Source organism: Caballeronia calidae (genome assembly GCF_900044055.2).
GTDB lineage: Bacteria > Pseudomonadota > Gammaproteobacteria > Burkholderiales > Burkholderiaceae > Caballeronia > Caballeronia calidae.
Genome location: NZ_FCOX02000002.1, coordinates 237,431 through 250,354 on the forward strand (window position 1 = coordinate 237,431; position 12,924 = coordinate 250,354).

At 61.4% G+C, this 12,924-nt stretch carries 8 protein-coding genes; 2 read left to right on the top strand and 6 right to left on the bottom strand.

Annotation, left to right across the window (positions count from 1 at the left end):
• Positions 1-49 precede the first annotated feature (49 nt).
• The gene (locus tag AWB78_RS03305; protein ID WP_062602208.1) at positions 50-622 is read left to right on the top strand and encodes a PAS and helix-turn-helix domain-containing protein; all 573 of its coding nucleotides are present in this window, start codon (positions 50-52) and stop codon (positions 620-622) included.
• Positions 623-699: 77 nt separating this feature from the next.
• Entirely contained in the window at positions 700-1,596 is an 897-nt protein-coding gene (locus AWB78_RS03310; protein ID WP_062602210.1) for a DMT family transporter, read from the top strand.
• Between the two features lie 577 nt (positions 1,597-2,173).
• Here AWB78_RS03310 and AWB78_RS46250 read toward each other — a convergent pair.
• The 6 genes from AWB78_RS46250 to AWB78_RS03335 form a co-directional block, all read right to left on the bottom strand.
• Positions 2,174-2,326: a hypothetical protein gene (locus AWB78_RS46250; protein WP_157697398.1), complete on the bottom strand. Its 153-nt coding sequence runs from the start codon at positions 2,324-2,326 to the stop codon at positions 2,174-2,176.
• Between the two features lie 289 nt (positions 2,327-2,615).
• Entirely contained in the window at positions 2,616-5,744 is a 3,129-nt protein-coding gene (locus AWB78_RS03315; protein ID WP_062602211.1) for a helicase-related protein, read from the bottom strand.
• On the bottom strand, positions 5,737-7,770 hold the full coding sequence (locus AWB78_RS03320) for a phospholipase D-like domain-containing protein (RefSeq protein WP_062602213.1): 2,034 nt from the start codon (positions 7,768-7,770) through the stop codon (positions 5,737-5,739). The genes AWB78_RS03315 and AWB78_RS03320 overlap by 8 nt, the downstream gene beginning before the upstream one ends.
• Positions 7,767-9,047, bottom strand: coding sequence for a hypothetical protein (locus tag AWB78_RS03325; protein WP_157697399.1), 1,281 nt, complete (start codon positions 9,045-9,047; stop codon positions 7,767-7,769). Before AWB78_RS03325 ends, AWB78_RS03320 begins: the two co-directional genes overlap by 4 nt.
• Positions 9,048-9,171: 124 nt before the next feature.
• Positions 9,172-9,504 (bottom strand): hypothetical protein, encoded by a 333-nt coding sequence (locus tag AWB78_RS03330; RefSeq protein ID WP_157697400.1) that lies wholly within the window; start codon positions 9,502-9,504, stop codon positions 9,172-9,174.
• 127 nt (positions 9,505-9,631) lie between these two features.
• Positions 9,632-12,916: a DEAD/DEAH box helicase gene (locus tag AWB78_RS03335; protein WP_062602220.1), complete on the bottom strand. Its 3,285-nt coding sequence runs from the start codon at positions 12,914-12,916 to the stop codon at positions 9,632-9,634.
• Between the last annotated feature and the right edge of the window lie 8 nt (positions 12,917-12,924).

Here is a 12,924-nt window from a genome sequence, read left to right on the forward strand (position 1 = left end):
CACTTACATAGGAGCCGAGTACCACAAACGCTGTCAAACGCGATGGAACATGCCGAACATGACCGACACGATGCCCAGTCTGGACTATGAGGATCTCTTCAGGCATCTGCCCGTCGCGGTTATCGTGGCCCGCGAGCGCATCATGGTGGACTGCAATGCGCGAGCGCTGGATCTGTTCAGGGCGGAACGCAGCGATATCGTCGATCAGTCGTTTTCCAAGCTCTATCCGCAGCAGAAAGACTTCGCGACGACCGGCCGGCGACTCGCACCGCTGATCGCGAAGCGCGCGGTCTTCAGCGATGACCGCATCATGCGCCGCATCGACGGCAGTCATTTCTGGGTCACGGTGTGCGGCTTCGGCTATAACCCGAAGCGGCCTTTCGAACTGGCTATCTGGACTTTTACCGATCTCTCCGAGGACGGGAAGCAGACTGACGTCGCGAGCACATTGACCGAGCGCGAGCGCGACGTCGCCGCGTTTCTCGTGCACGGCCTGACGAGCAAGGAGATCGGCAAGGAACTGAACATCAGCCCGCGCACGGTCGACATCCATCGCGCGAGCCTGCTGCGAAAATATGAAGTGCGGACGACACCCGATCTCATCGCCCGGCTGCTCGCGTGAACCGTGGCTAGCCTGTTCGCGACATCGGACGGGACACGAGATGCGCTTATCACGATGTTCATCGAGAAGTCATTGTCATGAAGCTTGCGCGCCTCGCGTTCGTACTGCTCGGTCTCTTCTGGGGATCCAATTTCATCTATATGAAGTGGGCGTCATCGTGGATCAGCCCGATGCAGATCGCCTTTCTGCGCGTGTTATTCGGCTTCCTTCCGCTGGCACTGGTCGCCTGGCGAAGAAAGGTCATCCACGTTCGGCAGATACGCCATCTTCACCACTTCATCGTGATGGGGTTCATTGCGACGGCGTTCTATTATTTCGCCATCACCAAAGGCACGGCGCTCCTTCCGTCCGGTATCGCTGCCGTGCTGGGTAATGCGGCCACGCTGTTCACCGCGATCTTCTCTGCGTTCTTCCTTCGGAACGAGAAGCTGAACAGCATGATGACGTTCGGCGTTCTGCTGGGGTTCTTCGGCATCACGCTGATCGCCCGGCCATGGGAAGGCGCCAACGGCGCGATTGAGTTGTCCGGTGTGTTCTGGCTCATCACGAGCTCGCTCGTGCTCGGGCTCTCCTATGTCTACGTGCGTGTGTTTCTGACTCCGTTGAAGCTGCCTCCGCTGGCGCTGGCAACCTGGCAAATGGGGCTCGCGGTGCTGGTGCTCGCAGCGGTGACGGATTTCGGCGGCGTCACGCACATCCTCGATGATCCCCTCGCGGCGACCGGTCTCATTGTCGGCGGCGGCATTCTCGGTACTGGTGTTTCCTTCTTTCTGTATTACTACCTGCTGGACGAATTCGGTGCAGTTGCGTCATCGGCCGCGACCTACATGGCTCCGGCCGTCGCGCTGTTGATCGGCTGGGCCGTCGGGGAAGAATTCGGGTTATTGGAGTTCGCGGCACTGGTACTGATCATCGCGAGCGTAATGGTTCTGCACGTTGGTCGTCAACGCACGTTTCGACGCGCTGCGGGATAGGGGGCCATCGTCGTATCCAGCATTGGAACCGGCATTCGACGGGCGCATTCGAGAAGTGGGCGATGGCTGTTACGAGAGCTTCGCGGAAGCAACTCACTCGCTCGTCGTATCAACCAGGCCAATCGCTTCGACGAAGGCATCGCGACAGCCCTTCCTCTGAAAGTTGGAAAGCGCCTGAATCTTGTCCAGAACGCACCGCCAGGCCTCCAGCAATGCGCCGCGCGACCCGTCCCATGCCCGGCTTGTGATACGCCGCTATAAAGCGATATCGGTCCTGCCATGTAAAGACGCTGCACTCGTCAGAGAACCTGCCTTCCCAAGCGCCGAAACTGTGCGGAAACCGATTGAGTGCGGGCATCGTCGAGCTGGGCTTCTACCCCTTTGAATTAGGACTCGCGGCCAACTCCCAGAGCATCTTCGATCCGCCGGGCAGCCCGTTGCGCGCTCAACGACACCAGCGCGGGACAGCCTTGTGAGCAGGCTCCATTCAGCGCCATTGGCCTTGCGGACCATCAACGCGAACCAGATAACGCGGTGATCTCCGGCAGATACCCCAGCGCCGCTTTCGGTTGTGTCCCTAAAGCCATTGCGGCAAATCCCGGCCATCGGGCTGGGAAACGAGCGCTTCCTTCTCGCACACCGCCGAGCGCGACAACCAGAACTCGTCGCCCGTCGACTCGAGCAGAACGTTACCGTCCGCGCCCGACGCCGCCGCAAGCGCAAACGGCACATCGACCTCGCAAACGAGTGTGTTGAAGGAAGCATCAAAAAGACGAAGCCCGGCTCGTGCATGCCATGCACGCCAGGCACGGCAGACGGTGGCGCATCGGCGATCAGCGCGGCAGGCGATTCACCCACATCGTCCGACATCGGCACCAGAAACGCTTCCGTGAGCCACACCTGATCCGCTTGCAGCGACGCTGTGACATAGCGCAAAGGTTTGGCCGGCCGTGGCCTATGCGGCGTACGCGCACGCAGTCGAGTTCAGACAACGGGACGACGGCGCTCCCATCCACACTTTACGTGGATGCGTCCGACCAATTCGGCCGCTTGTGTCGGATTTCGATGCCCCGCACATGAGACGAAGCCGCCTCCGCAATCCGGACAAATCTGGCACTTTCTGGAAAGAACACCGCATCGCCCTGGGTTCGTGTGGCCTGCGTCGCCACGGCGATAAGCACGGAGTCGTCCACGCCCAGCTTACCCACATCCAGCTCGCCGATCTCCTCCTTGCGCTTGCCAAGGTCCATACGCAAGTCGCTGGCGATCTTGTCCCTGATGACCCGCTCGACCTGATACCGGTCGAGCGTGCCCTCCAGATACGGAAACGATACGTTCAGACGAGGAAAATCGTCGGCCGTCCGTTGTCCTTGCGCGTATCGGGCGATGCGCCTTCCAATCAGGCTGCCGAGACGGTCGATGCGCCCGGTGCGCTGTTCGAGATCGCCCGACGTCCAGGCGACGCCATAATGCATCACCTCGTCGCAAAACAGATGCAGGTTGACGCCTTCCTTGAGCACGTCGGTACAGATGAGGACGTTCGGATGAACCGGAAGGTTGAATTGCGCCACCGCATTGCCATGCTTCAAGCGACCCGAGCGTCCGACAACCGGCGACATGAGCCTGAACACGGCATGCACACGTTCGCGGCAAATGACTTTCCAGTCCGACGCCACGCCCGCGCGAATCGCTTTGTCCACTATCAGGTCGAAGTGCTCGATCCAGCGGCGAAACTTCTCTTTCCAGTTGCCGATGTATGCCGCCAATCCATGCACTGACGGATCGTCGCCATGCTCGAGCAGCCATATCAGCTTGTCGGCAAGCTCGGTCGCATCGTCGCGGGTCTTCAGAACATGCGTATGCAGGATGTATAGATCGACGATGAAATCGGTCTGACGCATGGATTGAAGCAGACACAGTTGCAGCGCGGCGAGCTTCCACGCGTCGGTGGACAACTCTTTCGTATCGGCGAAGAGCCATCCGTACGCAGGGCTTGCTAGCAACTCATTCACGCGCGCCTCGCCGAGCACCGCGGCGAGAAACCGGTCCCAGCGCCGAGCGTTGTCGGTCCAGTATCTGGCAGTGATGGCGCGCGCGCCGTCGTCGAGATCATCGGGACGCTTGAGCAGAAAGGCCCGCAGCGGATTCTGCGACGGATCTTTCGCGCTGAGCAAACGCGACCAGAACGACACGAGCTTGCCATGCCCCTCGTCAGCCCCTGACGCGCGTTTAAGCGCTTCGAAATAAGGCAGATTCGGCGTTTCATGCGGCGCCCGCGCCTCCGGTTGGCGCCGCTCCTCGCCCGCGTCTTCGTCGTCCGGTGTTGCGACCGGGGCGTCGTCTTCGCCTGTCGCGAGCGGGCTGGTGTGATCGTCTCCGCGGCTGCCCCAGAATGAATCGGCCTCCCATAACTCACCGCGCAGGGACATGTGTCCATTGTCGAGCAGCGAGCGCCATTCGCCGATACGCCGATCGACGGCGTCTTGAAACCGCGCGTGCATCAGATCGCGCAGTTCCTCCACCGAGTCGATACGGCGTACGAAGACGAGCGTCTTGTCGTTGCTGGCATCGACAAGGCTGCGGGCGAAGAGCGCTTCGGCCGCGCGGTTGAGTTTTGCATGCGGCAACGTCACGCCTTGGCGCGCGCCTCCCGCCATGCAGGAACCGGTCATCGCACTCGCAAAACTGGCGGCCAGTTTGTCGATTTCCGTACGATCCGGCGCGGCATTCGCTTCGTCGCCGGGTCCGGCGTTCTTTACTTTCGGCGCGTCCTTCACCGGCTCGAATTCGGGTTCCGGTGCCGCGCCCTCCTTCTTCGGCTTTCTCTTCGCGGTCAGGCGCCGCACGGACGCCGAAAGCGACTCGAACGACGCGCACTCGCCCTGCCGAAACCTGTTGTTCCTGCCCGACAACACGGCGGCGAGCCGCTTCTGGACGAGCGCCATCGTCATCGAGAGGAACGCGTCATCATTGCCAGAATAAGCAATCCGCTCGTATTTGCGATACTGAACCTTGCCGTAGTGATTACCCGACAGGTCCGCATAAGTACGCGTCCGGCGAATCATGATCTTGTCGAGCAGATCCACGACCTCGACCGCCGTACCGCTCTTCGGGTCGAGTTGCATCGTCGCGCGAGTGCATCCATGCTGGTCGCACGCACTGCAATCCACGGGAATATTGACCGGCCGCTTGCTGCCATCGGCTTCGAGAACCGTCGTCCTGCGGCAAAGATACGTGTCGAGGCTCTTGATGTCGCCGAGCCGGGAATGTAATGGCGTGGCGCTCATGAACAGCCAGTGGTTCGTGTTGTGCCGGAAGATTGCGGCGATGTGCGTGTTCTGCTGATTGTCAACGTGACGCAGATACTGCGATTCGTCAAAGATGACGAGATCGACCGGCCGGTTCGGCTTTGGCTGGAGAGCTTCGCAATTGGCCGCACCCTCCGTTAGCAGCTTTCCGATACGAAGACTGTACGCATGAGCGAGCCTGTGCGTCGCCTTCTGTTTCCAGTCCTTGATCTCGTCCCGCGAGGCATTCGGTTTCGACGGAAAATCTCGCCCGATGTCCAGCTCGGCATCGGTCAGCGCGTCGGCATTGTCCCCGCCGATCACTTCGGCATACTCATCGAGAAGAGACTGCGGATGGTCGCCATGCAACGTGAGCGGCCTGCTGAACGACGAATAGCGCAGGAGATGGATTCGTGCATCGCCGACCCGCAACGCCCCGACGAAATCGCGCAAATTGTCGTGCACATGCAGTCTTTCGATTTGCCGCGCATCGGTGTCGATCAGCCGGTTGTCGAGAAGGCGGTAACAGGTGCGCAGGAACTCGGACCACTCGCTCTCCCACTGCCGTTGCATGGTCGCGCTCGAGCAGACGATGACGATGCGCGAATCCGGCCGCGCAAGAAATTGCGTTGCGATGACGCCCATCGCCTGACGCGTCTTTCCCATGCCGACCTCATCTCCCAGATAAGCGAAACCCTTTGTCACCAGCAGATGCCAGAGACCGGCCACGCCTTCGCTCTGGATTCTCGCCTGCGGGCTGACGACGCCCGGCTGCGTCATGTCGTGCCCGTCGAAATCGATATAGGAGCGAACGATGTCCGCGGTCAACTGCTTCGGAACGAGATTCCGGTCATTACTCATGCGTGGTACCTGTCGCAAGTTCGGCTGTGCTTCTCATCTCATCATGGAACCACTCGAGAAACGCCTGGCTGCGCTCGGCTGTGACGTCGCCGAACATCGACCTGAAGGAAGACGAGTTGCCAAGCAGTTCAGTCATGATGGCCGTCAGATTGTCGATTTCAGTGTTGATGCCAAGGCGCGTATCGTCGTCGAGTCTGTGCCGACCGATCGCTTCCAGTCGTTCGACCACGTCGCGCAGTTCCACGAGTTGAATGTAGCGGCCGATCTTCTCTTCGTGCGTCTCAGCCGCCTGCAGCGTGATCGCGCGATAAAGCGTCGTCGCTCCGTAAGGCGCGAGCGACTCGAACGGGTTGCGCCAGTTTCCTGCGCTGTCAGGTGTGCCGTAGTACTCGAGCATCTTCCATGTGGCCTGGAACAGGCCAAAGAAATCGAAGGTCGGCTCCGCAGATTCCTCTTCGCCATCGCCGCCCTCCGCGCCGAGCGCGGCGCGCTCACGTATCCTGCTCTCTGGCAGAGCGGGATTCAGCTTGCGAAGCAGTTCCAGCACTTTCTTCAGACGTGGACGCGCCTGATAACCCAATTCGTCGTCGAATGCACGCAGTTGCGTGACGAGCCCGCGAAACGTGGCATTGACCTCATTCGCGTGGACATAGGACACATGGAACGAACGCACGGGATGAAGTCCGGAAAACGGACCGAGCGACGCCACCTGCGTCTGCCCGCGCGTCGCCGTGGCGAACAGGTGCGTGAAGCCATCGACGCGAAGCACGATATCGCGGACCGGCTCGTCGCTCGTCACCGTCAGTTGGGCGTGGAACTGCCTTGTCCTCCAGTCGCATGTCACGATGGCCTCGAACGGCGGAAGTGGCGGCGCGCTGTCTTCTTCGTCCCGTTCGCCGGAGGATGTGAGATCGGTCTCGCCGAGGCTTTCGAAGGCGCCATGCCAAGGATCTGCATGCTGCGCCAGAGAATAGCGAAGCATGGCTTCGACGTTGATCAACGTCTGGCCGCGATCTGCGAGCATGGCGGCCAGCGTGAAGTTGGCCGATCCGATGCACAGTACGCGCGCGTCGTCGTCCTCAAGCATCAGCGCCTTGGCGTGCGTATATCGCTCGCGCTCCGTGGCGAAGCGCTCGAACGATCGCGCGAAACTCCCCGGAGGCGCGAGCGTTTCGACGGGAAAGCGGTACTTTCCTTCGACATCGACGGAAGGCGTAAAGACACACTGCTCCACGCCGAGTCTCGCGACGATACGATCCACGCCGCTCCAGTACGGCGACACGACTCTCGCCATGCGCCATCGACGATCGCCTCTCAGATCATCGATCATCGCGCGTGATGCCCGTCCCTCGACCGGCAAGGACAGATGCAGAGCGGGCATGTCCGGCGTGTCGGACGCGAACTGACCGGCGTCGCCCAGCGCGTGATGCAAGTAGTCGAGAATCTCGCGGATCTCGCCTTCCTCCTTGCCTTCCACCGCATCGGGTCCCGACACGGCAACCTGCCTTTGCGCCTGCACGGCGAGCCAGGCGATCAGCGGGCGCAACGCCGACGCGTGCTGTCGCGCGACAATGGTCCGGCCGATCACTTCGCGATTGATCGCCCAGCCCGACAGCGTCAGGTTGCCGCTGCCTACCGAGAGCCACATGCCTCGCTGGCCTGTGCCTTTCAGCGTGCCGGCCATCAGCATGAGCTTGGGATGAAAGCGGCCCGCGGGCAATCCCACCGGCAACAGTCCGTAGCGAAGGTCGCCTTTGGGCTCAGGACCCGTCGAGCGATCGCAAACGACGAGGCAACGAAGCTGCTTCAGATCCTCGTTGATCGCGTAGCGCGTCTCGGATGCTCCGTTGAGCTCATCGACACTATCGCCGAGAAGCAGCGGCAATACATTGGCTTCGAAAAACTGCGACGCAAAGTTGAACGTCGTGAACAACACGTAGCGCGTCTGATCAGCGTCAAAGCGATCGCGGATGTTCTCCAGCGTGGCCCGCATCACGCGGTCGATGCGGGCGGAAGCGTTACTCATGCGGCTGCTCCGAAGGCCTGGCTGTACAGACTCGACGCCGCATTGAGATAGTAGTCGTTCATCCAGGGCGTACCTGCCGACAAGCGCTTTTTCGCGCTTCTGGGGTCACGATCGCCAGCGACGGGCAAGACGATCACATCACCTTCGATCAGCACGAGCGGCTCGCGCGCGCGCTCGGTCATGCAGCGCTTGTGATAGTCCACCAGCTCGCGCACGAATGCGATCAAGGGGGCGCTTCGTCCGGCGCCCTCATCGGACGCGAGACGAGCAGCAAGCGTCTGCATTTGTTTCATGCGCGGCGCCAACAGCACGGCGCCGAGCGGCAGGAAAGCAGTCGCGCGCTCGCGCATGACATCGAAGTCGCCGTCCAGATCTTGCGCAATCGCTCCGATCTTCTTGCCTGGCGATCCGCGCAACAAGTCGAACACGTCCTGCATCACCAGAAGGAACGGCTCGCAGCGGCGCACATAGTCGAGGTCCTGATTGAGTTCGTCAGAGCCGAGTGCGCTGAATAGCGCGTGGAAGTCCGAAGCGTTCTCTGCCGCCGCGTTCCTGATCGTTCGAAAATCATTGAGCAGCGCGCGTTGGCTCTCCGTGCCGAACAAGCTCGACTGCAACAGCGTGCGCAGCGTGTCACCGGCGAAAAGCTTCTCAAGCGCCTTCGACACCTGTGTTCCCTTCAGATGCGCTTCGGGCACGAGCGGAACATTCGCTGATGCGAGCGGCCCGGTCAGCGTTTTGATCAGCTCGTCGGTAGCCTTCGCCGTCCAGCAGCGCTTCAACTGCGCCACGAGGTCGGGTGCGACTTTCCAGTCGTCATCCACGAGACCCGCTCGACGGCACGTGCCACGATAGTACTGGTACAGGCCGTTGGCCACCGTCTTGCCCGTCTTGATCGTCACGCGAAAATCGTGTTTGTTGGTACCAAGCGCGTGACGGCCAAAGCACAAACGCAGCTCGTTGCTATAGAGCCAGTATTCGATCAAACCTTCCATCAGCCGGAAGAAATTGCGCGGCGCATCTCGGCCTGCGAGCAAAGGCTGGAGCGCTTCCTCGTTCGCGAGCCATTGAATGAGTACGACGGCCTTGATGCCATTGATCTGCCAGACTGGCGACGCGATATGCGGCACCAGCCGTCTGCCGAACGCGCTCCATACCGGCAGCAGTCCGAGCGGATCACGTCCTCCCGACGACCGGCTCAACGCCGGATCGGTGTCCGTGAAATAAGGCAGGTCGGAGTTGCTGTCCACGGCGCCGCCGCGATCGACTTCGGTCATGCTGCAGCTCGTTTGCAAGTATTGATCGATGTACCCGGCATGCATTCGTTCATTGCCGATAAGCCCGCTTGCTCTCTTTATCGGCGGCATACGCAATTTCTTTTGTACTTGATACGGCCAGGCTTCAGCGACGATGCGGAAAAAGCAGCCGGCCGCCTGACATCTGCACGTGCCCGTCCTCGACGAGAATGGCGGCCAGATACGATGCAACCTGCCGTCGACGATCGCGGTTCTCGATCAGCCATGCGCCGAGCGAACCCGCGGGCGGCTTGTCGCGCGAGGCCCCAACGAGAACCGGTTCCTGCTCGCGGCCGAAATGCTCCATCATGCGCTCGAGCGTTTCCGGTTTCACCGTATCCGGAGTCAGGCTCCCGCCCATGACAATCCTATAGCCCGTCGCCAGTGTGCCCTCGTATTCGAAACGTGCTTGCCCTACAAGCGTGCGAAGTTGTTTCATATGCTCTCCCTGTGCCTTCTGTCTTTCGAATGCCATAGTTGGCAACGCATTGTAAGGACCGTTGATTCGCGTTGCCTCGGATATCTCAGGTCCGGCTGCGTCGAAGCATTCGAGGTTTCTCCCGGCCTCACCCGAAGTCCGCGAAATCGGCGACCGTCAGATCGCTGCAACCGTTCAACATGTCGGATGCCAGAGCGCGCTTACGTTGCAGCAGCGCATCGAGGCGAACATCGAAGCTCGGAAAGGCATCGCTTACGACGCCGGGATAGTAGAGTGTGACGGTTCGCGTCTGCCCGATTCGATACGCCCGCGCCGTCGCCTGATCTTCCTTCGCGGGATTCCAGGTCCGGGTGAAGTGAATCACGTGATTGGCCGCCTGAATATTCACGCCGAAGCCGACTGCCAGCGGAGAGAGGATGACGACGTTGAAGCCGGCGGTGGCCTGGAACGCGTCGATCAGTTGCTGGCGATTGCCGACGGCGCTCGGGTCTGCGGATGTATTCCCGTTCACGATGCTCGGCGCGAAGCCGAACAACGCAGCGACGACGCGCTGGAGGACCAGTTGCAACTCCCTGAACTCGCAGAACACGATGACTTTGTGACCGCCCGCCTTGTCAGCGGCGAGCGCTTTCAGCGTGTTCGCGAGCCAGCCCATTTTGGGCGACTCGTCCACGAGCCGCCTGATTGGTATGTCGCGCACGGCGGGTTCCGCGAAACCGTGCGGGTCCGTGCAAATCTTGCGGATCGCCAGGAGCGCCAGCAATTGGGCCGACGGGTTGGTCTGGCGTTGTTCACGCAGTGTCGCGAGCGCGGCTTCGTAGTGCCGCTGCTGATACGGCGACATCGGCAACTGCTTGCACAAAACATCCTCGACCGGCACCGGCAAGTCCTTCGCGACATCGCTCTTCTTCCGATGCAGGATCTGCGGCTGGATGACGCCGCGCAACTCCTCGACCTTCGCCTGCTGCTCCTCCGTTTTCGCCTCGATCGGCCGGCGGTACGCACGTGAAAACTGATTCAGCGCGCCGAGCAAGCCGGGCTGCACGAAGTCGAAGAGACACCACAAGTCCGCGAGCGTGTTCTCTACTGGCGTGCCCGTACATGCAATGCGAAAGCGCACCTTCTGTTTCTTCGCAGAACGGGTCACGAGCGCCGCAGGATTCTTGATCTTCTGCGCCTCGTCGCACACCATGATCGACCACGACTGACGCGCCAGCGCGAATTCCAGGTCACGCATCGTTTCGTAAGTGGTCAGCACGAGCCGCGCGCCGCCAATCCAGTCTCGCTTCAACAGGCGCGTTACGCCTTGCGACGCGAGGCTCTCATCGATTTCCTCTCGGCTGGCGCGCAACGTCTTCAGCGTTTCGCCGTAGAGCAGCAACAACGGCAACGCATCGGGCGCGAAGAAGCGATTCAACTCGCTGCGCCAGTTCTCGAGCAACGCAACCGGCGCGACGATCAGAGCCGGCTCCAGTTGCGGCTCGCGCTCAAAGCATGACGCAATGAACGTGAGCAATTGCAAGGTTTTTCCCAGGCCCATGTCGTCGGCAAGCACCGTGCCCCGGCACGCCGCCGGCGACAGTTCCCACAAATGCTGCAACCACGCGACACCCACTTTCTGATGCGGCTTGAGCACGACCTCCTGCCTGAGCGCGCCGGGAATGGACGGCATGCGTTCGGGCGGCATCTGCAGCGCGTCGGCACGCGCCTCGCTGTAATCGATGTCCTCGAAATTGCGCTTGATGATGAGGCGCTTCTTTGCGACCGACTTCGCGCCGCCGCCCTGGAACTCGTCACGTTGCACTTCAGCGCACGCTTTCGCCAGTGCATCGAGGGCGCTTTGTGCGTCGGCTATCGGAACGGGTTGAACGAGTCCAGGCAGCACCACGCGATCCGCGCCGGCAGCCCGCGCCGCGTTCACCGATTCCTGAAGCGAAGGAATCTCGCCGAATTGAAACGGGATGTAGCGTGTCCCGCCGTTCGCCGGATCGTCCACACGCAAACCGATCGTGACGTTTCCTTCGAACCAGCCGCCCTGCTCGCGGTTCAGCGCAATGACCGGCACGGCAAACGGAGGTTCCTCGCCAATCTCATGGATGCGCTCCGAATAGTGGCTGAGGTCGAGGACTTCGGATGCGGTCCAGAGCGCGGGGCTCTTCCATTCGCGCAACCAGCCGGAGAGCATCTGCAAGTGTTCTTTGGTGTCACCGACGATCTCCAGTTCATGCTCGCGCCATGTCACGCATTGCGAGCCGTCGTCGAGGGCGCGCGACAGGCGATCGGTGAAAGCGGAAAGGTCGTCGGGCGAGGTGATCCAGGCCACGGTGGCGCTCTGCCCCCCCGCGGAAATCGGCTGCACGAGCAACGCGACGCGCTCGATCCGCCCGCGCTCGCTGCGTTCCACCTGCGGCGTGAACGACTCGAAGACGATGCCCGCCGCTTCGCAAGTCGCCTCGAACACGCTGGCATCGAGGACTACCCTGGCGCTTTCTCCCAGCGTGGCGAACGGATTGCGCACGAAAGCCTGCGCGCGCGGCCCCGCTACACGCCGGCCAGGCATCTCTCGTTTGATCTCGCCGAGCACCGCCTTCACTTCAGGTGTGGGCACGACGCGCACGAGCGCGGACCCTTCCGGCACCTCGTAACGATCCTGCAGCGGCAGACGGTCAAATTGGGTCAGCCATTTATCAGGCGAGCCATCGAATTTCGGCACGATTTCGAGGACAACCGCGTTGCCTTCGCCACGGCGCTCGACGTCGAGTTTCAGATGCTCCGGTGCCAGCACGACCGTGCTCGCGACATAATCCGACACTGGGCAGCCGCTCTGCGCGGCCAACGCACGCACGCGGCCATAGATGTGCTCCTTGAAGGAAAGTGTGCGCTCGCTCGCCAGCGTGGTATGAAAACGCGCGAGCAAATCGAGCATCTCGCTTAACGGCGCGGGCAGCAATGCTTCCGACGAGACCGTGCGCAGCGTCTTCCCGATGAGCTTCGGGGCAGGACGCGCGCCACGTCCCTGTGCGTCCACCCATTCATCGATGCGCAGGGAGAAATTTGCGTCACCGAGCGCGCCCGTGCTGACGAGCCGTGGTCGCAACGGCGTGTCCGGCGGAAAACGCAACGGCGCGCGAAACGCGTCCAGCTCGGGGTGCGCGAGGATGCTGTAGACATCCTCCCATGACAGCAGAAATCCCGATCCGACCGCGAGGCCCAGTCCTTCTTGTGCGACCTGCGCGAGATGCGCGCCAAGTTCCGCGTGATCGGGATAGTCGTACGGTGCAGCGAGCCATTGCCTCGCGAGCGGTGCGGGCGAGGCATAGCGAAAGCCGTCTTCGTCGATGATCAACGGCGCAGCAGGCGCCTCGTGCGTTACCGTTGCCGTCTTGTTGCGGCCGAATAGCTTTGCCAGCATGGAGGTTC

Excerpts from the sequence above, each read along its gene's own strand:
- AWB78_RS03335 (WP_062602220.1), bottom strand. The coding sequence starts at position 12,916 with ATGCTGGCAAAGCTATTCGGCCGCAACAAGACGGCAACGGTAACGCAC.
- AWB78_RS03330 (WP_157697400.1), bottom strand. The coding sequence starts at position 9,504 with ATGAAACAACTTCGCACGCTTGTAGGGCAAGCACGTTTCGAATACGAG.
- AWB78_RS03305 (WP_062602208.1), top strand. The coding sequence starts at position 50 with ATGCCGAACATGACCGACACGATGCCCAGTCTGGACTATGAGGATCTC.
- AWB78_RS03320 (WP_062602213.1), bottom strand. The coding sequence starts at position 7,770 with ATGAGTAACGCTTCCGCCCGCATCGACCGCGTGATGCGGGCCACGCTG.
- AWB78_RS03310 (WP_062602210.1), top strand. The coding sequence starts at position 700 with ATGAAGCTTGCGCGCCTCGCGTTCGTACTGCTCGGTCTCTTCTGGGGA.
- AWB78_RS03325 (WP_157697399.1), bottom strand. The coding sequence starts at position 9,047 with ATGACCGAAGTCGATCGCGGCGGCGCCGTGGACAGCAACTCCGACCTG.
- AWB78_RS03315 (WP_062602211.1), bottom strand. The coding sequence starts at position 5,744 with ATGAGTAATGACCGGAATCTCGTTCCGAAGCAGTTGACCGCGGACATC.